Raw genomic sequence first — 26167 nt, 5'->3', positions numbered from 1 at the left:
ATATAATAGGGACAAATTTCACTGAGGGATGGTGCCCATGACGCGAGATGAAGAAACCTTATTTTTACGTTTTCTCCAGGAGGCGGACCCGGCGACCTTAGCTGACCACCTGACCCTGGAAAAAAAGGAGCAGGTCAAGACGGGCCTGCGCTTTGACTTCAAAGTCCAGGCCAAGCAGGACAGCGGCTACTTATGGATCATTGCCGATGAGGCAAGCGGGGATATTTTAACGGCGGAGATGGATGTCGGTTTTCCCAGCATGATTGGGTTGAACCGGTCTCCCCTGGAGCTCCGGATCCTCTGTGAGCATGTGCTCCCGGTCTTTTGGCCGGAGATGCCCGGCCGGACGGATTAAGCCACCGGTTGTAAAGACAGAAAGCCCGGTCTTAGACCGGGCTTTTCGCTTGCCATATTAATAGGATTTTCTGCGATTATGCTTGCGTGCCGCTTCAGATTTCTTTTTGCGCTTCACGCTGGGTTTTTCATAATGTTCGCGTTTGCGACATTCGGATAAAACGCCTGATTTCTGACAGGAACGTTTAAAACGGCGCAGGGCGCTATCTAAAGATTCATCTTTACGAACCTTAATTTCAGATGACATGATCTTTTCCCTCCCTCCGCACCAACACTGTTGGCTTCAGGACTTGTTAAACACAACAATAATCATACTACAATTTACCCTGCTGTGCAAGACCTAAGCGGGGGATTGGAGGGGGGAATTTGCGCCCTTTTAGCGGGGCAAGAACGCCGGCTGCCAGCGGGATCAACCCGGCGGCCAGGTCATATCCCGGCCACCGAGAACGTGCAAGTGCAGGTGGCCAACGGATTGGCCACCGCGGTCGCCGCTATTGATGACCAGGCGGTAGCCTTCTTCGGCGATGTCCAACTTCTTAACGACGGTTTGGGCCGCTTCGAAGAGGGCGGTCAGTAGATCAGCATTGGCCGGGTCCAGGTCATTGACGCCGGAAACGTGGGCCTTGGGTACGCACAGGACGTGGACCGGGGCCACCGGGGCCGCATCCCGAAAGGCACAGACGAGGTCATTTTCATAGACAACGTCGGGCTCAATTTCGTGGTTGGCCAGTTTGCAGAAGATGCAGTCAGACATGGGCTTTCCTCCTTTTTTTCTTACAGGTATGGGTGAATAGCTATAGCTAGTGCTAATATCTGGACAGGCCGGAGCGGGCTAGTCTTCATCAGCCGCCAGGCGGCCGATGAGGAGGCCGTTTTCATAGCCGGTGATATGGACCGGGACCAGGCTTTTGGCCGGGGACCGGTCCTCCGACAGGCGGACTTTGAGGTAGTTGCCGGTGTGGCCGGTGACAGCCCCTGTCGGGTCGCTTTCTTCAATGATGACGGACAGGGTCTTGCCGATTTGGCCGGCGGCGTAGGCTTCCTTATTTTTATGGGCCACGACGGCCATCTGCTTGGCCCGCCGGTCCTTGACTTGAGCCGGGACCTGGTCGACCATGGCTGCGGCCGGGGTCCCCTCCCGGATGGAGTATTTAAAAATATGCATGTCGCTAAAGGCCATGTCATTGGCGAAGATGAGGCTGTCGCGGAAGTCGTCATCGGACTCGCCGGGAAAACCGACCATGAGGTCGGTGGTAATGGCCAGGCCGGGGATTTTTGCCCGGACTTCCCGCATGACCTGGCGGAAGGCCTCTGTGGTGTAGGGCCGGTGCATGGCGGCCAGGGTCCGGTCGCTCCCGGCCTGGAGGGGGATGTGGAGGTGGGGAGCCATCCGGTCATCCCCGGCCATGAGGTCTATGAGGGCCGGAGTGATTTCCGTACATTCAATTGAGCCCAGGCGGAGCCGGGTCAGATCGGTCCCTTCCAGGATGGCCCGGCAGAGGTCGGTCAGGTCTCCGGGGGCATCCTGGAGACCCTTGCCGAAGACGCCGATGTGGATCCCGGTGAGGACCACTTCCTGAAAACCGGCGGCGACCAGGTCCCGGACCTGGCTGACGGTGTCCTCTATGGACCGGGACCGGAGGGGCCCACGGGCATAGGGGATAATGCAGTAGCTGCAGAATTGGTTGCAGCCTTCCTGGATTTTCACATAGGCCCGGCTCCGGTCGGAGTGCTGGGCATGGGTGACGGGCTCGAAGGTGTAGAGGTCTTCATCTGAAGGGAGGCGGACTTGTCGCTCGCCCTCCCGGCGGAAGGCCTCGACGGCTTCGACAATCCGGCCCCGTTCATTGGTACCGATGAGGACGTCCACCCCCTCTATCCGGGCCACTTCCTCGGCGGCCTGCTGGACATAGCAGCCACAGACGGCCACAATGGCGGCCGGGTTCTGCTTGACGGCCCGGCGGATCATCTGCCGGGACTTCCGGTCGGACAGGTGGGTGACGGTGCAGGTATTGATGACGTAGACGTCGGCAATATCCTGGAAGGGGACCAGGTCATAGCCGGCCTCGGCGAAGAGGGCGGCCATCATGTCGCTATCGTGCTGGTTGACCTTGCAGCCCAGGGTATGGAAGGCCACAGTCGGCGCGACAGGCCGGTGGTCACTGCTGTGTTCTGTTTCTGACATGGACCCGCCTCCTTATAAGAAAAATGTAAGGCCATTGGCGATCCACTGGAGCCCGTTAATGATGGCGGTCCGGGCCCAGATGAGGGGACCGTTTAAGACGCCCAGGAAGATCAGACCGATGACGATGATAAAGCCGTAATTGGCCAGCTGCATAAACTTCATGTAGCTTTGGTCGGGCATAAAGGCCCCAATGACCTTGGACCCGTCCAGGGGCGGCACCGGAATGAGGTTAAAGATGCCCAGGCCCACATTAATGAAGAGAAAAATCAGGAAAAACTGCATGACTGCAGTGGTCACCGGCGACGGGGCCAGGGCCAACTTGTGCATGACAGTGAGGATAACCATACTGATAAGGGCCAGGATAAAGTTGGCCACCGGGCCGGCAGCTGCCACCAGGGCCATACCCTGCTTGGGCTTTTTATAGTAGCCCGGGTTGACCATGACCGGCTTGGCCCAGCCAAAACGGAAAAGGATCAACATGATGGTCCCCATGGGGTCCAGGTGATGGAAGGGGTTCAAGGACAGGCGGCCGTCTGTGGCCGGGGTCGGGTCTCCTAAGCGGTAGGATACATAGGCATGGGCATATTCATGGACGGTGAGGGCCAGTAGGATGGCCGGGATTAAATAGAGTAAATCGATGATATTCGGTAGAAATTGGCTCACAGTACCCTCCTTGCTGGGGTCAAGAAAAAGACGGACTTATGTTTTTTATACCTTCTCCCTGACCGGGTCAAACATGCCCGGCTGGGCCGCCTGGTATAGAAAAAGCCTTTACAGATGGCGGGCCATCGCAAAGGCTTGGTCAACAGGGGTAATAGGATTCGAACCTATGCATGCGAGATTCAGAGTCTCGTGCCTTACCGCTTGGCGATACCCCTAAAGGACGGCTACTATTATACACCCTTTACAAAAATCTGGCAAGGGCTTTTCCTTGCCTATATACCAGCGTCACGTTATAATAATGAAGTTAATGATAAAAAAAAGGAGTTGGGATTGTGCAAGGACATTTACAGATTGGCATTGCCATGGCCATTTACTTGACCGCCCTCATTGGGATTGGGGTCTATTTTGCCCGGCAGGCCAGTAAGAGTACAGAAAACTTTTTCTTGGGGGGACGGAGCCTGGGCCCCCTGGTAACGGCCATGAGTGCCGAAGCCTCAGACATGAGCGGCTGGCTCCTCATGGGCCTGCCCGGGGTGGCCTACTGGATGGGCCTGTCCAGTGCCTTTTGGACAGCCATCGGTCTGGCCGTGGGCACCTATATCAACTGGCTCATTGTAGCCAAGCGGCTCCGGGTCTACTCCCACATTGCCGGGGATGCCATTACGGTGCCGGACTATATGAGCAACCGCTTTAAGGAAGAAAAGCCGATTTTAAAGGTGGTTGCCGCCATTATCATCTTATTTTTCTTTACGGTCTATGCGGCCTCTTGTTTTGTCACCATGGGGAAACTCTTCCACACCGTATTTGACATGCCCTATATTCCGATGATGATTTTAGGCTCCTTCTTCGTTATCTTTTACACGACAGTTGGCGGCTTTTTGGCCGAAAGTGTGGCTGATACCCTCCAGGGCTTCATCATGCTCATTGCCCTGGTGGCAGTGCTGGGCGTCGGCTTTGCCCATGTGGGCGGCTTAGACCAGGCCATTGAAAATGCCCGCCGGATTCCGGGCTTTTTAGAATTCTTCATGACCGCCTCCCCGACAACAGGCGCGGACGGGGTCCAGACCATTGCCGGCGGCCTGCCTCAGTTTGGCCAGGCGGAAAAATTCAGCGCAGTGGCGGTGGCCTCTACCCTGGCCTGGGGGCTGGGCTACTTTGGGGTGCCCCAGGTTCTCCTCCGCTTTATGGCCATCCGGGATAAAAACGAAATCAAGATGTCCCGGCGGATTGCCACCGGCTGGGTGGTGGTCTCCCTCTTATCGGCTGTGGTCATTGGGCTCCTGGGCCGGCTCATCTTCCCCACTGCCCTCGGGACAGCCAGTGAAGCGGAAAGTGTCTTCGTGCTCATCTCCAGTTCCATGCTGCCGCCCCTCCTGGCCGGCTTTGTCATGGCGGGAATCCTGGCGGCAACGGCCAGTTCGGCAGACTCTTACCTCTTGATCAGTGCCTCAGCCTTGGCCAAGAACATCTACCATGGGGTCCTGAACAAGGATGCTAGTGAACGACAGGTCCTCCGCCTGTCCCGGCTGGTCCTCTTGGGGGTGGCCCTGGTGGCCATGATCTTAGCCAGCGATAAAAACAGCGTGATCTTTAACATCGTTTCCTTTGCCTGGGCCGGCTTTGGGGCTTCTATCGGCCCGGTTATTTTAATGAGCCTCTTCTGGCGGCGGACCACCGGCCGGGGGGCCCTGGCCGGGATGATCAGCGGCGGCCTGACGGTCATTATTTGGCGAGGAGCTATTGCCAAGCTGGGTGGGGTCTTTGCCATTTATGAGCTCCTGCCGGCCTTTATTGTGGCCATTGTGGCCATTGTCATCGTCAGCCTCCTGGATAAGCCCAACCCGGCTGTCCTCAAGGAGTTTGACCAGTATGCCGATGAGCTCCACCGCTAAGGGCGATTGACAGGTTAAAGATTCCATGGTACTCTGACCTTGTATTAGATTAATGAGACAGGAGGGGGCCATCATATGGGCTATGAGTTCGACAATAATATCCCCATATATATTCAACTGCAACAGCACTTTCGCATGCGGATCGCTGCCGGCGACTTGGCCCCCGGCGAACGTATGCCCCCGGTGCGGGAAATCGCAGTCAACTATGGGATTAACCCGAATACGGTCCAACGGGCCCTGGCTGAATTGGAGCGGGATGGCCTGGCCTATAGCCAGCGGACCATTGGCCGCTTTATCACCGAGGACCGGGACCGGATTGCTGAAGTCCGCCGGCTCCTGGCCAAGGATGCGGTGGAGAACTTTATCAAGGATATACGACCCTTTCACCTGAGCTTAGACGAGGTAATTGAGGTCTTAAAAGACCATTGGGGGGATGATGATGCCACTAGTTGAATGCCGAAACCTGACCAAGGCCTATGGCAAAAAAACGGCCCTGGCCGATGTCAACTTTAGCGCTGATGCCGGCCAGGTGGTGGGGCTTTTTGGCCCCAATGCCAGCGGCAAGTCTACCCTAATGGCCCTTTTGGCCGGGATTATCAACGACTATAAGGGAGAAATCCTTATTGCCGGTCAGGCACCGGGCAAGGCAACCAAGGACCTGGTGGCCTACCAGAGTGACCTGGTCCGGCTCCCAGACTACTACAGCCTCAAGGAGGGGCTGGACCTTTACGACAACTTTTACCCGGACTTTCACCGAGACCGGGCCGAGGGCTTTTTAAGGGACTTTGGCCTGGCTGAAAAAGACCGGATTAAGCGCCTGTCCCGGGGGTCCCAGGAAAAGTACTTCCTGAGCCTAACCCTGGCCCGCCAGGCCCAGGTTTACCTCTTGGATGAGCCCATGAACGGCCTGGACCCCCGGGCCCGGCAGGATATCCTAGACCAGCTCATCCGGGTCTATACCCCGGAGGCCCTGACCATCATTACTACCCATATGATTTCCGATCTGGAAACCCTGGTGGATTCGGCCCTCTACTTAAAAGAAGGTCGGGTCGCCCTCTATGGGGACGCCGAGGACTTACGCCAGGCCCACGGGACCGGCCTCAAGGACCTCTTTATGGAGGTGAGCCAATGAACGATTCCCTCTTAACTGTCCATCTGAAAGCAACCGCCCGGCAATTGGTCCCGATTTACCTAGTCCTGGTCCTGGCCATGGGCCTCCTCTGCTGGTTTAGCGGACAAAAGCTGACGGATATCCAGGAAGTCCTGTATTTTTCAGTGATTTTCCTGGTCTTCGCCTGCCTGACCCTCCTGCCCCAGCTGGTGGTCATGGTCCGGATCTACCAGTGCCTCTATGGGCCCTATGCCTACCTGACCCAGATTCTGCCCTTATCCACCGGTGACCTGATTCGGAGCTTTGTGGGCCTGTCCTTTGTCTGGAATGCCATCACCCTCCCTTTAATGCTTATTTTCGGGGCCGTGAGCCTGACCCTGAAGCCGATGACCTCCTTTTTAGAGGTCGACGGGGCTGACGCAAGCCAACTGGGGGACCTGGTCAGCCAGGGCCTGGTCCTCTGGCAAAAGAACCCCGGGCCGGTGACAATCCTCCTGGTCGGCATCCTCATCTATATCTTCTTCTACCTGATTGCCGGGGGCCTTCTTCAGCTGGCCTGGATTACCCTGGCCCAACGCCTCTTCTCGACCCGACGGATCTTCACGGGGCTTTTGGTGATTGCCGTAGTGGTCCAATTGGCCGCTATTCCCCTGTTTTTCGGCTTAAATAGCCTCTTTCCGCCGGCCATGGTTATCCATATCCTGCCCGGGGACATCCTCTCCATTGACCCCTGGATGACCGCCCCCTACAATGTCATCACCGGCGGCGCCGACTACCTGGGCGACCACCCAACGGCCGTCTTTCTCCTGGCCTGGACCCACCTACTCTGCCTCTTTTTAGAACTTTTCCTGGCCTACCTGGTAGCCTACCGGTGTCTGGCCAAGCGGCCCAGTCTCAATTAAATACAGCAAATCAAGTACGGATACACTCTATCCGTACTTTTTTCTTTACAGAAAATACACTTATATGCTTTAAAATTCACTAATATGCATTAAAATCATTAATTTTTCTAATGAGTCCTACTCAGAAGACTTTTGTTTTCTCTTAAAAGACAATGACCTTTTTTATTAACTTTAAGACATTTCCATATATTGAATTATCTTTTAATTCGTGGTATTTTAATAATTGTAAATCCTCGGTTGTAAATTCATGCCAGATGGCATCTTTGTGTCGGGGTTCAATCAGACCACCTGACACATAGCTGCAACCAACAAAAAGGATGAACGAGAAAGGATGAGAAAGTATGGCTGAAAACAATCAGTTGCAGCGTGGGCTGAAAGAACGCCACGTGCAGATGATAGCCATCGGGGGCGCTATCGGCGTTGGGCTCTTCTTAGGGTCAGCGCAAACCATTAACATGGCAGGCCCCGGTATCTTGGTCACCTACGGTATAGCAGGTATTATTATCTTCTTCATCATGCGTGCCTTAGGGGAAGTGGCTGTTGAGTTTCCTGTTGCAGGCGCATTCAGTGCCTACGCGAATGACTTTGTCGGACCCTTCCACGGGTTCCTGGTCGGGTGTATGTACTGGGTAGAGTGGACGGTTATCGCCATGGCAGAATTAACGGCGATGGCTATCTACGTGAACTTCTGGTTCCCGGACTTCCCACAGTGGGCATCGACCCTCATATTCTTGGGGCTTCTGACCCTGGCTAACCTAACGGCTGCCAGCCTCTTTGGGGAAATGGAATTCTGGTTCGCAATTATTAAAGTTGTTACCATTCTTGCAATGATTCTTATCGGTGCTTGCATGATCCTCTTCGGCCTCGGCAACGGCGGCGAAGCCATCGGCTTTAGCAACTTAACCTCTCATGGTGGTTTCTTCCCGAATGGTGCCCGTGGGGTATTTGACGCCCTGGTCATGGTTGCCTTCGCCTTCATCGGGGTTGAACTCATCGGGATCACCGCCGGTGAAGCTGAAAACCCGCGCAAGGTTATTCCTAAGGCAATCAACACCGTTATTTATCGTATTTTAATCTTCTACATTGGTGCCCTGTTTGTTATTATGTGTCTCTATCCCTGGGATGAGATCGGTACCACCGGTAGCCCCTTCGTATTAACCTTCTCTAAATTAGGGATTGCTGCTGCCGCCGGTATCATCAACTTCGTTGTTTTAACAGCTGCCTTATCCAGCTGCAACAGCGGTCTGTACTCCTGCGGGCGGATGCTCTATAACTTATCTGTTCACAATCAAGCACCGAAAATGTTCGGCAAAATCAGCAAACACCACGTCCCGGCTAATGCGATTGTCTTCACCTCTGCCTTAGTCCTCATCGGTGTTATTATCAACTATGTCATGCCGGACAAGGCCTTTACCTACCTCACCTCTGTGAGCTCCTTCTGTGCCATCTATGCTTGGGGTATGATCACCCTTACCCAAATGAAATTCCGTAAGGGCCTGAGCGAAGGGCAGAAGAAAAACCTGGCCTTCAAAATGCCCTTTTACCCCTTCTCCAATATTCTGACCTTGATCGTCTTAGTGGTTATCTTAGCTGCTATGGCCGCTCATGAGTCTACCCGGATTGCGATTCCGGTCGGGTTGGCATTTATGATTGTCTTTACAGCCGCTTACTACATCTTTGGTTTGAACAAACAGCCGGCTGAGAAACGGTTGCACGAAATTTCGCACGACTGATTTTAAGTTTATATACGGCTGCAAGCACCTTTGCAGCCGTATTTTTTATTAGCTAATGATTGAACCACTATGCAGAGGAGGATACCTATATGCAGCCCTTATCAAACACCCGCCCCTTATGGATTGAGGTCAACTTAGATGCCCTGGCCCATAATATTGCTGAAGTCCGCCGGGTAGTCGGCGACGACGTTTTGATCACGGCCGTTGTCAAGGCCAATGCCTATGGTCATGGGTCCGTCCAGGCAGCGCCGGTCTTTTTAGCCAACGGGGCCGACCGCCTGGCCGTAGCTACCATTGAGGAGGCCATTGAAATACGTAAGGCCGGGATTACTGCCCCGATTTTAATCTTAGGGGCCACAGAAAGGCCCCGGGCGCGGGCCCTGGTCAAATGGCAGTTGGATCAGACCATTTTTACCCGGGCTTCTGCCGAGGCCCTTTCCGAAGCCGCCCAAGACTTGGGCAGCCCTGCCCGGATTCATATTGCAGTGGATACCGGCATGGGGCGGATTGGCTTTTTGCCAACGGAAGAATCCCTAGATGAAATAGAAGAAATTCTACAGCTTCCCGGCCTCGAGTTTGAAGGGCTCTTCTCCCACTTCTCAACAGCAGACGAGGCCGATAAGACCTATAGCCGGGAACAAATCCGCCGGTATAAGTTCTTCCAGGAAGGGCTGGCCGCCCGGGGCCTGGTCCCCCATGTGGCCCATATGGCCAACAGCGCAGCCATTAGTGACCTGCCGGAGATCCACATGGATATGGTCCGGGCCGGGATTATCCTCTATGGCCTCTACCCCAGCCATGAAGTGGATGAGACCAAGCTGGACCTGCAGCCGACCCTGGCCCTGAAGTGCCGGATTACCAACCTGAAAACGCTCCAAGACGGGGAATACATCGGCTATGGCCGGAAATATCAGACCAAGGGGTCTCGACGGATTGCCACCTGCCCCATGGGCTATGCCGATGGTTATACCCGACTCCTGTCCAATAAGGCAGAGGTCTTAGTCCATGGCCACCGGGCCCCGGTGGTCGGGAATATCTGCATGGACCAGTGCATGATTGATGTGACGGACATCCCGGAAGATCTAGCCATTGGCGATGAAGTGGTCCTCATCGGCCGGCAGGGGGATGAGGTTATCAGCCCGGAAGAACTGGCCAATATTTTAGGAACCATTTCCTATGAAATTTTCTGCATGCTGTCCCGGCGGATTCCCCGGACCTATTTTAAGGATGGGGCCCTGGTCGAGAACTGCAACTATCTCTACAATACCACAGAAAACCCTGAATAATTTAATCTGCAAAAAACAACCGGTAAAAGGCATCTGCCGCCGGTGACCGTACCACCTCTTTTGTCAGCGCGACCCCTATGGGGACCTTGGCCGCCGGCGAAAGAGGTTTTTTGATGACCCGGAGATCCTGGATTTGCTCGAGGGTCATGGCATTGATCAGGGTAAAGCCCAGGCCGGCTTCCACCATGTGAACGGCAGCTAGGGCATCGGCGGTGCTATAACCCTCTGCCGGGGTCAGGCCATACTTAGCAAAGAAACGGGAATTGTCCGTTTCTTGAGAAGGGTAGATCGTGATAAAGGGGTCTTGTAAGAGGGTTTCTATATCTACCCGTGGGATCCGGGCCAAGGGGTGGTCTGCGGGCAGGAGGGCGATGAGCTCATCTTCCTGGAGTAAGCACCAGTCAAAGTCCCCCTCCCGTTGGCTGATGATACAAAAGTCCGCCTCTTGCGCCGTTACCGCTTCCGCCAGCTGGCTGGAGGTGCCCTCCAGTAGCTTGACCTGAACACCCGGAAACTGGCGACTAAACCGGACCATGGTTTCCGTTAGAGAGGGATAAAAGCGGGAATAGGCAGTCCCCACTGTCAAGGTCCCGCCGGCCAGCCGATGAAGGGCTTGCACTTGTTCTAAAAGCCGGTCTTCTGCGGCAACCAGGTCTCGGAAGGCCGGCAGAAGAGACCTGCAGGCCGCTGTCGCCTGCAGGCCACGCCGGTCCCGTAATAAAGGCTGGTAGCCAGGTCCTTTTCCAGGCCAGCAATGAGCCGGCTCATGCCTGATGGGGTATAGCCCAGCCGGTCCGCCGCCTTGGCCAGACGGCCGCAGTCGAGGGCCGTTAGGAGGGCCCTAATCTTCATCGGATCCATACCTTTCCTCCTTGATTAACCATCAACTTAATTTTGATTTAATGTCGCTTTATTCAATTATATGAACCTGCTACACTAAAGTCAAAAGTAAGGTCGCACCAGGAAGGAGGAATACCAGGGTGTCACAAAAACAAGCTGAAATACTCCTAGCCCTTGTCATCATCAGCCGGGCCAGCGCCATGCTTTTTAGTAAGGTCGCCTTAGAGGACCTATCGGCCATGAACTTGCTGGCCTGGCGGTTTTTACTGGCCTTTGGCCTACTTTTTCTTATCTCCCACCGTTATTTACGAGAGGCCTCAGCTAGAACCTGGCGCTATGGCGCTATCCTAGGCCTGATTTTCTTTCTAACCATGGCCTGCGAAATGTGGGCCCTGGAAAGGACAGCCGCCACCAATGTGGCCCTCTTGGAAAATACAGCCATCATCTGGACCCCCATGGCTGCTTCCCTTCTGGCCCGGCGCCTGCCTAGACCGACCCATATCCTCTGCGCCCTGGTCGCCTTTGCCGGCGTGGCCTGTCTGCTCTTAGGCAGTCACCGCTTTCAACTCGCCCCCGGCGACCTCTATGCCCTCTGGGCCGCTTTTCTCTATACAGCGGCCATTATTGCTACAGACCACTTTGCCAAGCAGGACCCGGCCGGGGTCCTGGCCATGGGGATCATCCAGGTGGGGAGCCTGGGCCTCCTGGCCCTTTTGGCGACGCCTGTAACCGGTGGTTTTGAAACCCGCGGCCAGACCGGCACCTGGCTCGCTCTGGCCTTTTTAATTGTTGTCTGCACCGGCTTTGGCTTTACCCTCCAACCCCTTGCCCAGCGCTATACCAGTGCAGACCGGGCCGGGCTCTTCTGTGGACTTAACCCCCTCTTTACGGCTATTTTAGCGGCTATTTTCCTGGGAGAACGCCTGACCTTCCAGGGTTATCTGGGCTTAATCCTTATTTTATCGGCTATTTTATTGCCCCTACTGGTCGATAAGGCCCGGAAGGCTTAAGGCCCCGGCCAAGATAATCGCCCAGGCTCATGGACGGTCTGCTTGAAAACGTGTATACTAAACTTATATTATGCGTCAAGAAAGGATCCTCTATGAATCGTACCATTAAAAATACAGACTACCGTTTTTTGCCTGTCCTCCTCGGTACAGACGCCAATTGCTACGGCATGGCCCGGGCCTTTCATGAGGCCTATGGGATTACCTCTCTGGCCTTGGGCAAGTTCCCCCTCCTGGAAACCCGTAAGAGCCGGATTGTAGAAGTCCATACCCGGCCGGATTTTGACCAAACCGAGGCCTTTTTAGCCAGCCTGGATGAGGTGGCCTCCCTCTACAAGGGCTTTTATGACCAGCTCCTCCTCATTGCCTGCGGGGACCGGTATACCGAACTCATTTGTGAGAACAAGGCCCGTCTGGAGGGCCGCTTTGTCATCCCTTATATTGACCAGGCCCTGAAGCTCCAGCTGGAAAACAAGGCCGACTTCTACCAAATGTGTGAAGCCCACGGCCTCCCCTATCCGGCCACGGTCATTGTGAGCGAAGAAACCCAGGACCAAATCGACCTCCCCTTTGACTTTCCGGTGGCCCTCAAAGCCAGTAACTCCATTGCCTGGCTGGAAATCGACTTTCCCGGCAAGAAAAAGGCCTTTAAAGTGGAAAGCCGGGCAGAGCTGGAAGACCTGGTCCACAAGGCCTATGCCGCCGGCTACCGGGATAAACTGATCATCCAGGACTTTATCCCCGGCGGCGACGACGCCATGTATGTCCTCAACAGCTACTCAAACGCCCAAGGCAAGGTGCAAATGATGTGCCTGGGCCATTGCCTCCTGGAGGACCATACCCCGGCCGGTGTGGGCAATTACAATGCCATTATCCAGGAGGCCAACCAGGACCTCTACCAGACCTACCAGGCCTTCCTAGAGGCCATCGGCTTTATCGGCTTTTCCAACTTTGACCTCAAGTACGACGCCCGGGACGGTCAGTACAAGGTCTTTGAAATCAATATTCGCCAGGGCCGGTCCAGCTATTTCGCCACCGCCAGCGGCTGCAACCTGGCCAGCTGGTTGGTCCGGGACCGGGTGGATAACATCCAGCTGGAAACCCCCCACTACCACGACAATCCCCACCTCTGGCTCCACGTCCCGGTGGACTTCTTCCTGGGCGAGGCCGCTGAAAGCCACCTGCCCCAGGCCCGCCGGCTCATCAACCAGGGACGGGTATCCAATACCCTCCTATACGACCAGGACCTGGGCCTCTACCGTCGGCTAATGATCAATCGTTTTTACCATGGCCAGCGCAAACGGATGCAGGTATAAGTTAAAAAGAAAAAAGGCTGTGTCAGAATGAGTAAAATCATTCTGACACAGCCTTTTTTATGGCCTAATAGGGCAGACCTTAGCCTTCAGCAGCGGGGGGTTCAGCCTGGGAGGTCTCTTCCGGGGCCACCTGCCAGGGTTGTTTGACCCCTTCCTGGGCCTCTCCCTCTGTCTGAAGGTCTTCCCGATCATTTTGTTGCTCACGCAGGACGTCTTCCCGGTGGCTTTGGGCCCGGTTCCGCTCATACTGGGCCTGGAGGTTATCCAATTCTTGGCAGCCGCCGGCGACGACGGCAAAGAGGATGATGAGTGTAGTAGCCATGACTTTTTTCATTGGTTGACCGCCTTTCTATGCCCTTAGCATACCATATGACCGGCGCCAAGGGAATAAAAAAGGGCCCTTGCAGCATAAAAAAAGACCGGCATATCGCCGGTCTCTTATGAGAAAGGATGGTCAGGTTATTTGTGCGAATCTTGTCGGTCTGCGGGTGTGGACGGACAACTACCGCCACAACTAGAGCACCCTGAGCAGCCACAGCCGCCCTTTTTATCCTTCTTGATTTTGTAGAGGACGCCGCCAATGACGGCCAGCAAAACCACCAGGGTAACTAGGGTAGGTGCTGTCACAGCAAACATAGGTTCATCTCCTTTTCCGGTCTAACCGGCACGGCTTATAGGAAGAACCGACCGATTTGATAGACCAAGAGCGCAATAACGTAAGCAAAGATGGTCTGATAAGCAATGGCAATTAAGGTCCATTTGCTGCTCATCATTTCCCGCTTAATAGCACCGATTGCTGCAAAGCAGGGGGCGCATAAGAGGTTAAAGACCAAATAACTTAAACCGGCAGCGGGGGTGAAGTGTTGAGCAACCTGTTGCAGAAGAGGTGCGCTCGTTTCGTCGGCTTCTTCAATATGACTGAAGAGAACGCCGAGGGTGGAAACCAGGTTTTCTTTAGCAACCAAGCCGGATACAGCGCCGGCAGTGGCCTGCCAGGTCCCCCAGCCGAGGGGGGCAAAAATCGGAGCTACAAAGCCACCCAGGGTAGCTAAGATGGATTGGTCTGTATCAACAGCTTGGAGGTGGAAGTTGTAGCTGGATAAGAACCAGATAACGACCACACAGATGAAGATGATGGTCCCGGCTTTATAGATAAATACTTTAGCCTTTTCCCACATCATAAAGATGAGGTTGATGAATTTCGGCATCCGGTATTCCGGCAGCTCGATGATGAAGGGGGCCGGGTCACCCTTGAAGAGGGAGGTGGCCTTCAAGATCATGCAGCTGATGATAATGGCAGCAATACCGAGGAAGTAACAAGCCGGAGCAATAAAGGAGTTGTCCGGGAAGAAGGCGCCGGCAAACAGGGCAATAACCGGGAGCTTGGCACCGCAGGGCATAAAGGTGGTAACCATGATGGTCATCCGGCGGTCCCGTTCATTTTCAATGGTCCGGGTACTCATAATCGCCGGTACCCCACAACCGGTGGCCATTAGGAAGGGAATAAAGGATTTCCCGGATAAACCGAAGCGACGGAAAATCCGGTCCATGATGAAGGCAATCCGGCTCATGTACCCGCAGCCTTCCAGGAAGGACAGGAAGAAGTAAAGAATCATTAACTGGGGGACGAAGGTAAGGACGGCGCCAACACCGCCAATGATACCATCGCAGATGAGAGCGATAAGCTGGTCATTGACACCCAAGCCGGAGAGCTGACCATTGACCCATTCGGCCAAGGCACCGAAGCCGTCGCCGACCCAGTCCTGGGACCAGCCACCAATGGTTTGAATGGAAACGAAGTAGACGGCATAGATGACCAGGGCGAAAATAGGCAGGGCCAGGATTCGGTTGGTCACGATGGCGTCAATTTTATCGGAGGTGCTAAGCTTATCCTTTTGGTGGGGCCGCTCCATAACACCATGGATAAAGTGGCTGATATAGTCATACCGGCCGTTGGAAATCAGGGTCTCGGCGTCATTGTCCTCTGCCTCTTCTAGCCGGTCTACCAGGCCGCGGATTTCCTGGCGGATGGCCGGGGCCAGGGGGTAGTCTTGGTCAATTTTTTCGTCGTTTTCGAAAAACTTGATGGCATAGTAGCGGGCTGAGGGGCCGGTCAGGCCGGCCAGGTCTTCAATTTTATTGAGGACTTCTTCAATGGCAGGGCTGTACTTAAAGGACCGGTCCTTGTACTCTTCTTTTTTAGCGGTTGCCAGGACGGTTTCAACCAGTTGGTCAATCCCGGTGTTTTCCAGGGCGGATATTTCTACAACCGGTACGCCGCCGAAGGCCTGGGAGAGCTTCTTGGGGTCAATGTTAATACCCCGCTTTCTCACCAGGTCCATCATGTTCAAGGCCAGGACACAGGGGGCCCCGGTTTCCAAGAGCTGGGTGGTCAGGTAGAGGTTCCGTTCCAGGTTGGTGGCATCAATAATATTCACCAGAACATCCGGGTGTTCATTAATAATATAATTCCGAGAGACGACTTCTTCCGGAGAATACGGTGACAGGGAATAAATCCCCGGTAAGTCGACAATTTCAACGTCATTATGGCGCTTGAGCTGGCCGGTTTTCTGTTCAACAGTAACCCCGGGCCAGTTGCCGACGTGTTGCTTAGCGCCGGTCAAGGCATTAAATAAGCTGGTTTTCCCACTGTTAGGGTTACCGGCTAATGCAATGGTTAACAAAATATACCCTCCTTTTTCTTTTATACCCATTTTTAATAAGCATTGGCTAATTCGATCCGTTTAGAAAAGGCCGACCGGTCTAACCGTCGACCTCTACATGCTCAGCCTCATCCTTACGTAAAGATAGCTCGTAGCCACGAATGGTGACTTCAATAGGGTCACCCAGGGGGGCTACCTTACGCACGTACACTTGGGTGCCCCGTGTCAGGCCCATATCCATGAGGCGACGACGGACGGCCCCTTCGCCGGTGATTTTAGAAATCATCACTTGGTCACCGACTTGCAGATCTTTTAAGGTGCGGGTTTCTCCCACAGCCCTCACTCCTTTTCTTAAGCAATGACAGTGATGCGGCCGGCCAATTCCGTATCAATACCGACACGCACACCTTTGACTTCGCAAATAAAATGGCCATTGGCCTGTGAAACAACGGTCACTTCTGCATCCGGGGTAAAACCCAGTTCTGTTAGGTGGCGTCGGGTGGCGTCTTTACCCCCGATTTTAACCACGCGAACGGTTTCACCGCGTTGAACTTGCAGCAAGGGCATCCGCATACCCTTCAGGCTGGCAGATGTCGATGCGGGAAGGCTGCCTTCTGCTGCACCTTGTACAAAACTCATAATTGTCCTCCTGACTATTATGCCGCCACCTAAGTGACAACTCCAACGGATAAATCATTACCCGGTAAACATTTTTTGATATCAGTTAGTTGCCTGCTGATAACATACCTAATTTAACATTAATAACATTTAATGTCAACCAGAGTTAGCGACATTTAATAAAATTATTTTACAGACCCCTGACCTGGCCTGGTTCTGACCTTGACATAAAAAGCCACCGACCTGGTTTAGGGCCGGTGGTGGCAGATGCTTGAGGGCTATTCTTTTTCTTTTTTATCGCTTGCTTTGGGGATATCCGGGCTATAAGGGCCATCGGCGTATAGGGTATCCATGATCCGGCCAAAGTAGGCACAGTTCACGTCACTCCCGCCCCGGTTTTGGACATTATTGATCATAACGGTCATCATTAAATCCGGGTTATTTTGATCATAGCCGGAGAACCAACCCAGGTTAATGCTGCCTTTCGGACCAACTTCAGCGGTCCCTGTCTTCCCGGTCATGGCCGCATAGGACCGGTTTGCCACCGGGTGGGTGATGGTGACGGCCTGGCGCAAGGCCTTGTTGAGGTAGGCTAGGTCTTCAGCGCTGGCCAGGTTGTCGATCCAGACCTGACTTTCTTCATTTAAAAGGAGCCGTGGGACCATGATTTTGCCCCCGTTGGCCAGGAGACCGTAGGTCATGGTCATCTGGTAGGGGGTCATCTGGAGCTGGTACTGGCCGTAAGAGGTATCGGCGACGGCGGTTTCATGGTCCTGGTCAATATAGCCCTGCTCGGTGACCTGGCTGGTTTCTACAGCCAGTTTGCCGGGCACCTTTTGGGCGTAGCCCATGTGTTCCAAGCCTTCCACCAACCGCTGGGGACCCAGGTCCAGGCCGGTTCTGGCAAAGAAAATATTGTCGGAGGAGATGAGGGCCTGGTGGAGGTTGATAAAGCCGTTAATGGGGGTTACCCGGCGGACCTTATAACCGCCCCAGCCCACTGGGGGCTGCCAGGTTTCTCCGTAGATTTCATAGCCATTGTCATGGGTAAGGACCCCGTCATGGAGGCCAATGACGGCCGTAAAGAGCTTCTGGGTGGACCCGGGGGTAAAGGCCATGGCGTAGACTCCCTTTAGGGGGGCCAGGCCGTTGCTGACAGCGTTCTGGTAGTCGTCATCGGTCATGTTGGTATCCAGCCAGGTGTGGGGGTCATAGGAGGGAGAGTCAACCAGGGCCAGCATATCGCCATTTTGCGGGTTGGCGGCGACAACAGCGCCGAACTCCCCGTTGATCTGGTTATAGGCGGCCTCCTGGGCCCGGATGTCCAGGGTGGTGGTGATGTCCTGGCCCGCTTCCGGTTCGGTTTTCACCAGGATGGTCTTGGGGTCATCGGATAGGGTGACCTGGATGCCGTTCCGGCCGCTTAAGATGTCGTTATAGGCCTTTTCCAGGCCGGCCCGACCCACTTCCGTACCCAGGGGATACTTTTTAAAGTGGCCGGCAGCCTGTTCGCTTTCGGTCACCGCCCGAACAAAGCCCAGCGCCGGGGCGGTAATGACCCCATAGGGGTAGCTTCGGCTCACTTCTGCGTCTTCAGCCAGGACCACCCCATTGCGGTCATAGATGGTGCCCCGGTGGGCGGGCTTACTTTTGACGACCAGGTCATTGCCATCTTTGAGGCCCGGGAAAAGGACTTCCGGCTTCCATTCCAGTTGCCAGGGGGCTTCTTCAGACCCGGTGGGCAAAAAGGTCAGGGCCAGGTCTCTTTCCAGGCTGCCATAGTCTCCTTCCAGGACGAGCTTACCGGTATAGACCCGGCGGTCATCGGTTGAGGCCCGGCGGTCTTCCTTAAAATTCTTATAAAGAACCTTATCCACAGCCAGGGCCTGGTGGACATGGTTTTGCCTGTCGGCCATGGTTTCCACCGGGTACTTGGCCTGGCTCTTAGGGGTCATGATGGCGTGGATGGCGGCCGGGTCCCCCTCTTGCAGGGTGGCAATGAGGCCATCAATGGCCGCATCGGCCGGGTCATCACCACAAGCGGTCAGGCCCAGGGTCAGCCCGGCCAGGACCAGGCCGGTGGCCAGGGCCGGTAGAAGCGAACGGGTGACTTTTTTTAACACTTGCTTCATTAATATTAGCCTCTGAGATTGTCTTCAACGATATCCATCACAACGGCTTTTTTCACTTCTGCCACCTTTTCCGGGCCGACCAGGGCCTCAATGAGGGCCAGGCTGAAGTAGCCGGCTGCCCCGGCGCCTCGAGAAGTAATGACCCGGTCATCCCGGACCACAGTATCGGTCTTAAAGGTCCCCTTGCTTTCAAGTTTGTCTTCGACGCCCGGGAAGCAGGTGCAGGCCCGACCCTTTAAAAGACCGGCCTTTTCTAAGACAATCGGCCCGGCACAGAGAGCTGCTACATAGTCCCCTTGCTCATAAACAGCCTGAAGGAGATCAATCACCTTGGGGTTAGCCGCCAGGTTAGGGGCCCCGGGCAGGCCGCCGGGAATGACCACCAGGGCGTAGTCCTTGGCCTGGATATCATCTAAAAAAGTATCGGCCTGGACAATGACCTTGTGGGAACTTTCGACAGCAATATCCTCGGTCGTAGAAACCACATCGACCACCAGGCCGGCCCGACGCAGGTAATCAACCGGGGTCAGGGCTTCCACTTCCTCATAGCCGGGAGCCAGTAATACGCATACACGTTTATCCATCTTCTTGTCCTCCTTATTCATCTCATACATTGTCAGTCCTAATTATACCGAAAGAGCAGGTAAAAAGCTATCTATCCCCGCCCCGGATAGAAAAAAGGTGCCTTAAGACAAGGCACCTTTCAAAATTAATCCAGGCTCCCATTTTTCACCCGGCGGAAGTAGGACTTGGTCTCTTTAATAACCACGCCGGACAGGAGCAGGACCCCAATTAAGTTGGGGATAGCCATGAGGCCGTTTAAGGTATCGGCAATATCCCATACCAGGTGGAGACCACCGATGGACCCTAAGAAGACGGCACAGACAAAGATGAGTCGGTAGACCAAGGAGGCCTGGGCCGTAAACCGGGTTTTCCGGAAGAGATACTCGACTGCCTTATCCCCATAGTAGGACCAACCGAAAATGGTTGAAACAGCGAAGAGGGTCAGGCCCAGGGTCAGGCCAATGGCTCCAAAGTTGCCGGGCAGGCCATGTTTGAAGGCTGTCAGGGTCAGAGCAGCCCCTTCCAGGTTAGGGTCTTGCCAAACAAAGCGGCCGGCGCTATCGACGGTCGTTAAGATGACCAGGGCTGTCATGGAACAGACCACAATGGTGTCAATGAAGACTTCAAAAATTCCCCACAGGCCCTGCTCGACCGGTTCCTTGGTAGAAGAAGCCGCATGGGCAATCGGTGCAGACCCCAAGCCGGCCTCGTTAGAGAAGACCCCCCGGGCAACCCCGTAGCGGATGGCCAGGAGTAGAGTGTAGCCTACTCCGCCCCCTAAAACGGATTGGGGGGCAAAGGCGCAGGTGAAGATTAATTTAATGGCTTCCGGAATATAAGCGGCATGGAGGACCAGAACAATAAGCGAAAAGCTGATATAAAATAAGGCCATACCTGGTACAATAATTTCTGTGACCCGGGCAATAGAGTTGATTCCCCCGATGATAACGACAGCAACAATGACCGCTAAAACAATCCCGGTAATGGTCGGGCTAAGACCAAAGGAGGATTCCACTGCCCCGGCAATGGAATTGGCCTGGGTCATGTTCCCGATCCCAAAAGAAGCAAAGGCCGCAAAAAGGGCAAATAAGGCGCCCAGCCAAGGGAGTTTTAAGCCATTGGCGATATAGTACATGGGCCCACCGACATACTCGCCCCGCTTGTTCTTTTCACGGAACTTCACCGCTAGGACGATTTCCGAGTACTTGGTCATCATCCCTAAGAGGGCGGATACCCACATCCAAAAGACGGCCCCCGGCCCCCCAAGGGTAATGGCCGTTGCCACGCCGACAATATTCCCAGTGCCGACGGTAGAGGCCAGGGCCGTAGAGACTGCCTGGAAGGGGCTAATGCTATGGGCCTCCCGTTCCCGTCCCTTTTTGGACCCAAAGAGGGATCCCAGGGTCTTTTTTAAGGCAAAGCCAAAGTGGCGGAACTGGATAAAGCCACCCCGGATTGACAGGTAAAGGCCTGTCCCTAATAAAAGCGTCAACATAATTGGGCCCCATACAAAGGCACCAATCTTACTATTAATCAATACTAATAATTCCATCTTCCCTTCCCCCTAGCACAGTTGTCTTTCCCCAATGAAATATATAAAGAATGTTCGAACAATTCTTTGTTAGGCGTATTTTGACAGATGGGAATGTCCTTGTCAAGTGGTCTTTTGTCCCTATATTGTGTCCTTTTTCACTTTCTCCAAGTCAGGATGATTTTCTTGTACTCATTCGTTTGTTTAATCACTTACAATACCCTTTCTTTGCATCAATATAGACTTTATAGCTATAAAACAGGATCACTGGATTGACTTTTTACGGCGTCATTGGTATTTTTAATTGCATCCATATATAATAATCATTTGTCTATTTAGAGCGGATAAAGCAAAAAAAAACGCCCTCCATTCCGGTAGGGCGTTGTAAGTATGTCAGGTTAATTAAAACATTACAGCTTTTAATCTGGCAAAACGATAGGCTAGGGTATTTAAAATATGCATTGAGTAAAACAACCGCAAACCTCCTTCAAGGTGCCAAAGCGCTCTCTTCTCAACAGGTACATTATAGCACTAAATCATTTTTCATCAAAGGCCTTTAGGGGCATATAATTCTGTCATTATAATTTTTTATGCTTTTACCTGTCCCTGCCTTCTTGTCATACCCAGTTGACACAGGGTCAAAAACTGTCTACCATATGGAGGACACGTATTTTGAGGAGTGACCTATGACTTTAGCTATTCCAGATTTAGTTGACCGGCTCCTGACCTGGTATGACCAGCATGGCCGCCAGCTCCCCTGGCGGGAAAGTCCGGACCCCTACCGCATTTGGGTCTCGGAGATTATGCTCCAGCAAACCCAGGTGGCGACGGTCATTCCATATTATGAACGCTTTATGGCTGAGCTGCCGACGGTCCAGGCCCTGGCTGCTGTGGACCAGGACCGGCTGAATAAACTCTGGCAGGGGCTGGGCTACTATAGCCGGGCCCGCCACCTCAAGGCCGCTGCCGAAAAAATGGTCCGGGAGACAGCCGGTGAACTACCGGACCGGGCAGCGGACCTGATTAAGTTGCCGGGGATTGGCCCCTATACCGCCGGGGCTGTGGCCTCTATCGCCTTTGGGGAACGGACCCCGGCTGTGGATGGAAATGTCATGCGGATTTTAAGCCGGCTCACCGCCGATGAGACCCCGGTTAATACCAGTAAGAGCCGGGCCCACTACACCCCCCTGGCCGACCGGTTGGTACCGGCCCACCGGCCCGGGGACTTTAACCAGGCCCTGATGGACCTGGGCGCCACCATCTGTATTCCCAAGAGCCCCCGCTGCCCCTCCTGCCCCTGGCAGGCGGGCTGCCTGGCCCATGCCCGGGGCCGGACCCAGGACCTGCCCCGGCGGGGAAAAAAAGCCAAACGCAAAATTCATACCTACACAGTACTTCTTTTACGCTATAATAAGAAGGTGTATGTCCGGCGCCGCCCGGCCAAGGGACTCCTGGCCGGCCTATGGGAATTTCCCCGGCTGGATGGGCACCTATCCGCCCAGGCAGTCCAGGCCCATTTAGATGACCTGGGCTTTGCGCCGGAGGCGCCCGCTTATCTGGGGGCCAGCACCCACCTCTTTACCCATTTGGAATGGCAGATGGAGGCCTTTCTGGTCACCTGCCAGCAGGCGCCATGCCTGGCAGGCGGCCAATGGGTCAGCCGAGAGGTCTTGAACCAGGAGCTCAGCCTGCCCAGTGCCTTTGCACCCTGGCTGGCTCAAGTTAATAAAGATACTGCTTTTTAGGAGGCATCATGAAGACCTTAAAGTCTATTTTAGTCGCGCTCTTATGTGTGCTGGCCGTCTTTGCCGGCCTGGCCATCGCGGCCTATACCTTCCTGCCCAAGGCCCCCAGTGAAGCCCCGGTCGAGGAAGACCCCCTCTCAAGTGATGAAAGCTACAATATCTTACTCTGCGGCACAGACGGTACCCTGGAAAATGCCGATGTCATGGTCCTGGTAACCTTTGACGCCGCCAAGGGCCAGGTTAAGCTCCTTTCCCTGCCCCGGGATACCATGAGCCGGACCGACCGAGGTATCCCTAAGCTCAATGCGGCCTACAGCCACCACCACTTGGCGGACATCGAGCAGACCAAAAAGGAAATCACCATGCTCACCGGCCTGGCCATTGACCGCTATGTGGTCACCACCTTTGAGGGCTTTGAAGCGGCCATTGACGCCTTAGGCGGCGTGCCCATGAAGGTCCCCAATGACTTATACTATTTAGACCCCTACCAGGACCTGGAAATCAATATCAAGGCCGGTGACCAGGTCTTAAACGGGAAAAAGGCCCTGGGCTTTGTCCGTTACCGGGCCGGCTATGCCGGTGGGGACTTATCCCGAATCCAGGCCCAGCAAATCTTCTTCAAGGCCCTGGCTAAGACCCTCATTAACCCATCCACCCTGCCCAAGCTCCCGGCCCTGGCCAATGTCGTTTCCAAGGACATGGATACAGATATGTCCCTGTCTGAAATGCTCTGGTTCGGCAAGCAGCTCCGGCACATTGACCTGACCGGCGACCAGTTGAAGATGTTTATGCTCCCCGGGTCTCCGGATTATATTGATGAGATTTCCTACTACATCCCCTCCCGGGAAGGGATCATCAATATGCTGAACAAGGAGTATCCCAAGGGGACCCCCTGGACCGGGGACGAGTTGAGCCTGGTAGACTATGCCTACCAAACCCCGGTCAGCTATGGCTATGGTAGCGACCAGACCCAGGGCCCACCGGAACTCAATGTCCCCAGTAGTGCCCCGGCAGATGAAGGCGCCTATACAGAGCCCGCCACAGTGCCCCAGGCCTACGCCGGAACCGGCTACGCCGCCCCGGCTGCTACCCATGCCCAAGGCCAGGCATCGGCCTGGTCCAGCCCGGCGCCTGACCAGACAGCCGCCGCACCGGCCCCGGCCGAAGGTGAGGCCTTTTCCGGCTAAGCAATCCTATAAAATAAGAAAAGCGTCCCCAAAGGGACGCTTTTTTGCTTGCTAGTTATTTTCTTCCATGATGACCGGCAGGATCATAGGCCGGCGTCGGGTTTTCTCAAAAAGGAATTTCCCCAGGGCATCCCGGAGGCTGCCCTTAATGGATGACCAATCAGTGGTACCTTCGGCCATACACTGGTTTAGGGCCTTATTGACCCGTTGACGAGCCTCATTCATCAGCTCATCTGCCTCGCGTACATAGACAAAGCCACGCGAAACGATATCCGGTCCGGCGATAATTTTGCGGTTTTTGCGGTTAATGGTGGCCACCACAATAAGGATCCCATCTTGGGAGAGCTGTTTACGGTCACGGAGGACAATATTGCCTACATCACCGACGCCCAGCCCATCAATGAGGACGCGCCCGGCAGGGACCTTCCCTGTTTGGGCAATCCGGTTTTTATTGGCCGTCACCACTGCACCAATTTCGGTCACGATAATATTTTTAGACGGAATGCCGACTTCTTCAGCCAGTTTGGCATGGTGTTCCAGCATCCGGAATTCACCGTGGACCGGCATGAAGTACTTGGGCTTGACCAAGTTCAGCATCATTTTTAATTCCTCCCGGCAGGCGTGGCCGGAGGTGTGGACATTGGCATCCTTGCCAGAGATGACATCTGCCCCCAGTTTACAGAGCATATCAATGACATTACTGACGAGTTTTTCATTCCCGGGAATAGGATTGGCGGAAAAAAGAACCGTATCCCCGGGTTTAATCCGGACTTGCCGGTGCTCGCTATTGGCCATCCGGGACAGGGCTGCCATGGGCTCCCCTTGGCTACCGGTGGTTAAGATCACCAGCTGGTCATCAGGATACCGGCTCATTTCATCCATTTCGATGAGGGTATTGGGAGGCACCTTGAGGTAGCCCAGCTCACTGGAAACCGTGACGTTATTGAGCATGGACCGCCCGGTAATGGCCACCTTTCTTTTGTTGGCTGCAGCCACATTCAGGACCTGTTGGACCCGGTGGACATTCGAGGCAAAGGTTGCCAGGATAATCCGCCCTTTGACATGGGGGAAGAGCTTTTCAAAGGTCTCCCCAATGGCCGATTCCGAGGTGGAATAGCCCGGCCGCATGACATTGGTCGAGTCACTCATCATGACCAGGACCCCTTGGGAACAAACTTCAGCAATCCGCTGGAAGTCTGTTGCCCGGCCGTCCACCGGGGTTTGGTCAAATTTAAAGTCCCCTGTATGGAAGACAATCCCCAGGGGGGTATGGATGGCCAGGGCCACCGCATCGGGAATAGAGTGGCAGGTGTGGATCATGTCCACCTTAAAGCTGCCAACTTTAAAGGCCTCGCCGGGCTTGACAACCACTAACCGTTGCTTACCCAGGCCCCGGGCCTCTTTTAACTTACGCTCAACCATCCCAATGGTCAGCCGAGTGCCGTAAACGGGCACCGGCAGGTCGCGTAACACATAGGGCAGGGCCCCGATGTGGTCCTCGTGACCATGGGTGAGGACAATCCCCTTGACCTTGTCCCGGTTGTTCACCAGGTAGGTGATGTCCGGGATAACCACGTCTACCCCCAGAAGATCTTCATCTGGGAAGGCCATGCCGGAGTCAATTAGGATAATCTCGTCTTTATATTCGATGACAGTCATATTTTTCCCAATTTCTTCTAGTCCGCCCAAGGGAATAATCTGTACGCCATCTTGTTTTTTAGATTTTGAAATAATGAAACCTCCTCTTTATTTTTTATTTTGCCGACCGGATTTTCAGCTAGTCATATTATAATCAATTTAGCAGAAGCCTGCAAGCAAAGGGCCTGACCCAGGTAAAAAACAAACCTGGCTCAGGTAAAATTCGCCTAAAGAATTAAAAGCGCTTGATCCGCCCTTCCTTACGGGGATGGGCGGTTGGGGCATCGCCCTTTACATAACCCAATATGCAGTTGGCGACGGCCCGGTAGTGGGCGGGAATCCCCCACTTTTCCATATAGGCCTTCCCTTCCGGCCCATCAAAAACCTCCATGGCCCGGTTGATCCAGCAGGAACCTAGGCCCAGGCTATGGGCGGCATTCATCAGGTTGCCCATAACCAGGGACCCGTCCTGAATCCAGTTCTTATCTTCTGCGTCTGCAAAGACGATAATACAGGTTGGGGCGCCATAAAAGGGGTTGCCGCCGGCAGACGTCATTTCCTGGGCATTGAGCGCCTCCAAGTCAGCCAGGGTGTCCGGGTCTTGGATGACGACCATCTGGGCCTTTTGGTTGTCCCGAGCGGTCGGGGCATAGAGGCCTGCCTCCAGGACCTTTTCCAGGAGGTCCTCCGGCACCTGGCGGTCCAGGTAGGCCCGAATGGACCGGCGGGTCAGTAAATCATCATAGGGTGTTCCCAAGTCAATCTCCTCCTCATTTAATAGTATCTATTAATTATAATTT

27 protein-coding genes and 1 tRNA gene are annotated in these 26167 nt (G+C 54.4%); 11 read left to right on the top strand and 17 right to left on the bottom strand.

What is annotated here, in order from left to right; genetic code table 11:
• Nucleotides 1–37 precede the first annotated feature (37 nt).
• Nucleotides 38–355 (top strand): hypothetical protein, encoded by a 318-nt coding sequence (locus ACKQTC_RS01130; protein ID WP_408976597.1) that lies wholly within the window; start codon nucleotides 38–40, stop codon nucleotides 353–355.
• A gap of 57 nt (nucleotides 356–412) precedes the next feature.
• Here the strand turns inward: ACKQTC_RS01130 and rpsU are convergent, their stop codons facing one another.
• The 5 genes from rpsU to ACKQTC_RS01105 all read right to left on the bottom strand — a co-directional run bounded on the left by rpsU (nucleotide 413) and on the right by ACKQTC_RS01105 (nucleotide 3417).
• Entirely contained in the window at nucleotides 413–601 is a 189-nt protein-coding gene (gene rpsU / locus ACKQTC_RS01125; protein ID WP_091792421.1) for a 30S ribosomal protein S21, read from the bottom strand.
• 162 nt (nucleotides 602–763) lie between these two features.
• Complete coding sequence (locus ACKQTC_RS01120) at nucleotides 764–1108, bottom strand: histidine triad nucleotide-binding protein (protein ID WP_408976596.1); 345 nt, start codon at nucleotides 1106–1108, stop codon at nucleotides 764–766.
• Between the two features lie 78 nt (nucleotides 1109–1186).
• On the bottom strand, nucleotides 1187–2539 hold the full coding sequence (mtaB, locus tag ACKQTC_RS01115) for a tRNA (N(6)-L-threonylcarbamoyladenosine(37)-C(2))-methylthiotransferase MtaB (RefSeq protein WP_408976595.1): 1353 nt from the start codon (nucleotides 2537–2539) through the stop codon (nucleotides 1187–1189).
• 12 nt (nucleotides 2540–2551) lie between these two features.
• Nucleotides 2552–3202: a site-2 protease family protein gene (locus ACKQTC_RS01110; RefSeq protein WP_408976594.1), complete on the bottom strand. Its 651-nt coding sequence runs from the start codon at nucleotides 3200–3202 to the stop codon at nucleotides 2552–2554.
• A gap of 143 nt (nucleotides 3203–3345) precedes the next feature.
• Nucleotides 3346–3417 (bottom strand) — tRNA-Gln (locus tag ACKQTC_RS01105).
• Nucleotides 3418–3534: 117 nt separating this feature from the next.
• On the opposite strand from ACKQTC_RS01105, the gene ACKQTC_RS01100 reads away from it, so the two are divergent.
• The 6 genes from ACKQTC_RS01100 (at nucleotide 3535) to alr (ending at nucleotide 10126) form a co-directional block, all read left to right on the top strand.
• Nucleotides 3535–5094, top strand: a complete 1560-nt coding sequence (locus tag ACKQTC_RS01100; RefSeq protein ID WP_408976593.1) for a sodium/proline symporter — start codon at nucleotides 3535–3537, stop codon at nucleotides 5092–5094.
• Between the two features lie 75 nt (nucleotides 5095–5169).
• Nucleotides 5170–5547, top strand: a complete 378-nt coding sequence (locus ACKQTC_RS01095; RefSeq protein ID WP_408976592.1) for a GntR family transcriptional regulator — start codon at nucleotides 5170–5172, stop codon at nucleotides 5545–5547.
• Complete coding sequence (locus ACKQTC_RS01090; RefSeq protein WP_408976591.1) at nucleotides 5534–6226, top strand: ABC transporter ATP-binding protein; 693 nt, start codon at nucleotides 5534–5536, stop codon at nucleotides 6224–6226. Before ACKQTC_RS01095 ends, ACKQTC_RS01090 begins: the two co-directional genes overlap by 14 nt.
• Complete coding sequence (locus tag ACKQTC_RS01085; protein WP_408976590.1) at nucleotides 6223–7107, top strand: hypothetical protein; 885 nt, start codon at nucleotides 6223–6225, stop codon at nucleotides 7105–7107. The genes ACKQTC_RS01090 and ACKQTC_RS01085 overlap by 4 nt, the downstream gene beginning before the upstream one ends.
• A 341-nt stretch (nucleotides 7108–7448) precedes the next feature.
• Nucleotides 7449–8840, top strand: a complete 1392-nt coding sequence (locus tag ACKQTC_RS01080; RefSeq protein WP_408976589.1) for an amino acid permease — start codon at nucleotides 7449–7451, stop codon at nucleotides 8838–8840.
• Nucleotides 8841–8929: 89 nt separating this feature from the next.
• Nucleotides 8930–10126, top strand: coding sequence for an alanine racemase (alr, locus tag ACKQTC_RS01075; protein ID WP_408976588.1), 1197 nt, complete (start codon nucleotides 8930–8932; stop codon nucleotides 10124–10126).
• 1 nt (nucleotide 10127) lies between these two features.
• Here alr and ACKQTC_RS01070 read toward each other — a convergent pair whose 3' ends face one another.
• Entirely contained in the window at nucleotides 10128–10745 is a 618-nt protein-coding gene (locus ACKQTC_RS01070) for a LysR family transcriptional regulator substrate-binding protein (protein WP_408976587.1), read from the bottom strand.
• A gap of 5 nt (nucleotides 10746–10750) precedes the next feature.
• Nucleotides 10751–10987, bottom strand: a complete 237-nt coding sequence (locus ACKQTC_RS01065) for a helix-turn-helix domain-containing protein (protein ID WP_408976586.1) — start codon at nucleotides 10985–10987, stop codon at nucleotides 10751–10753.
• Nucleotides 10988–11106: 119 nt separating this feature from the next.
• Here ACKQTC_RS01065 and ACKQTC_RS01060 point away from each other — a divergent pair, with 119 nt between their 5' ends.
• Both ACKQTC_RS01060 and ACKQTC_RS01055 read left to right on the top strand, forming a co-directional pair.
• Complete coding sequence (locus ACKQTC_RS01060) at nucleotides 11107–11976, top strand: DMT family transporter (protein ID WP_408976585.1); 870 nt, start codon at nucleotides 11107–11109, stop codon at nucleotides 11974–11976.
• 92 nt (nucleotides 11977–12068) lie between these two features.
• Nucleotides 12069–13289, top strand: coding sequence for a carboxylate--amine ligase (locus ACKQTC_RS01055; protein WP_408976584.1), 1221 nt, complete (start codon nucleotides 12069–12071; stop codon nucleotides 13287–13289).
• Nucleotides 13290–13368: 79 nt separating this feature from the next.
• Here the strand turns inward: ACKQTC_RS01055 and ACKQTC_RS01050 are convergent, their stop codons facing one another.
• The 8 genes from ACKQTC_RS01050 to ACKQTC_RS01015 all read right to left on the bottom strand — a co-directional run bounded on the left by ACKQTC_RS01050 (nucleotide 13369) and on the right by ACKQTC_RS01015 (nucleotide 20818).
• Complete coding sequence (locus ACKQTC_RS01050; RefSeq protein WP_408976583.1) at nucleotides 13369–13623, bottom strand: hypothetical protein; 255 nt, start codon at nucleotides 13621–13623, stop codon at nucleotides 13369–13371.
• Between the two features lie 125 nt (nucleotides 13624–13748).
• Complete coding sequence (locus ACKQTC_RS01045; protein WP_408976582.1) at nucleotides 13749–13925, bottom strand: FeoB-associated Cys-rich membrane protein; 177 nt, start codon at nucleotides 13923–13925, stop codon at nucleotides 13749–13751.
• Nucleotides 13926–13960: 35 nt separating this feature from the next.
• The gene (gene feoB / locus ACKQTC_RS01040; protein ID WP_408976581.1) at nucleotides 13961–15973 is read right to left on the bottom strand and encodes a ferrous iron transport protein B; all 2013 of its coding nucleotides are present in this window, start codon (nucleotides 15971–15973) and stop codon (nucleotides 13961–13963) included.
• A 79-nt stretch (nucleotides 15974–16052) separates the two neighbouring features.
• Complete coding sequence (locus ACKQTC_RS01035; protein ID WP_408976580.1) at nucleotides 16053–16286, bottom strand: FeoA family protein; 234 nt, start codon at nucleotides 16284–16286, stop codon at nucleotides 16053–16055.
• A gap of 17 nt (nucleotides 16287–16303) precedes the next feature.
• Complete coding sequence (locus ACKQTC_RS01030) at nucleotides 16304–16591, bottom strand: FeoA family protein (RefSeq protein WP_408976579.1); 288 nt, start codon at nucleotides 16589–16591, stop codon at nucleotides 16304–16306.
• A 257-nt stretch (nucleotides 16592–16848) separates the two neighbouring features.
• Nucleotides 16849–18702 carry a penicillin-binding transpeptidase domain-containing protein gene (locus ACKQTC_RS01025; RefSeq protein WP_408976578.1) on the bottom strand — a complete coding sequence of 618 codons (1854 nt, stop codon included), beginning with the start codon at nucleotides 18700–18702 and terminating at the stop codon, nucleotides 16849–16851.
• A gap of 5 nt (nucleotides 18703–18707) precedes the next feature.
• Nucleotides 18708–19286: a DJ-1 family glyoxalase III gene (locus ACKQTC_RS01020; protein ID WP_408976577.1), complete on the bottom strand. Its 579-nt coding sequence runs from the start codon at nucleotides 19284–19286 to the stop codon at nucleotides 18708–18710.
• A gap of 125 nt (nucleotides 19287–19411) precedes the next feature.
• Nucleotides 19412–20818 carry an alanine/glycine:cation symporter family protein gene (locus tag ACKQTC_RS01015; protein ID WP_408976576.1) on the bottom strand — a complete coding sequence of 469 codons (1407 nt, stop codon included), beginning with the start codon at nucleotides 20816–20818 and terminating at the stop codon, nucleotides 19412–19414.
• A gap of 665 nt (nucleotides 20819–21483) precedes the next feature.
• Here ACKQTC_RS01015 and mutY point away from each other — a divergent pair.
• Nucleotides 21484–22542 (top strand): A/G-specific adenine glycosylase, encoded by a 1059-nt coding sequence (mutY, locus tag ACKQTC_RS01010; protein ID WP_408976575.1) that lies wholly within the window; start codon nucleotides 21484–21486, stop codon nucleotides 22540–22542.
• 8 nt (nucleotides 22543–22550) lie between these two features.
• Nucleotides 22551–23729 carry an LCP family protein gene (locus tag ACKQTC_RS01005; RefSeq protein ID WP_408976574.1) on the top strand — a complete coding sequence of 393 codons (1179 nt, stop codon included), beginning with the start codon at nucleotides 22551–22553 and terminating at the stop codon, nucleotides 23727–23729.
• 51 nt (nucleotides 23730–23780) lie between these two features.
• Here the strand turns inward: ACKQTC_RS01005 and ACKQTC_RS01000 are convergent, their stop codons facing one another.
• Together ACKQTC_RS01000 and ACKQTC_RS00995 are read right to left on the bottom strand one after the other, a co-directional pair.
• Nucleotides 23781–25460 carry a ribonuclease J gene (locus ACKQTC_RS01000; protein WP_408976653.1) on the bottom strand — a complete coding sequence of 560 codons (1680 nt, stop codon included), beginning with the start codon at nucleotides 25458–25460 and terminating at the stop codon, nucleotides 23781–23783.
• Nucleotides 25461–25602: 142 nt separating this feature from the next.
• Nucleotides 25603–26124 carry a nitroreductase family protein gene (locus ACKQTC_RS00995; RefSeq protein WP_408976573.1) on the bottom strand — a complete coding sequence of 174 codons (522 nt, stop codon included), beginning with the start codon at nucleotides 26122–26124 and terminating at the stop codon, nucleotides 25603–25605.
• Nucleotides 26125–26167: the final 43 nt, after the last annotated feature.

The organism is Peptococcus simiae, assembly GCF_046097595.1.
Lineage (GTDB): Bacteria > Bacillota > Peptococcia > Peptococcales > Peptococcaceae > Peptococcus > Peptococcus simiae.
The sequence above is the reverse complement of the archived record's forward strand: the minus strand, read 5'-3'. Positions and strand labels throughout refer to the sequence as shown.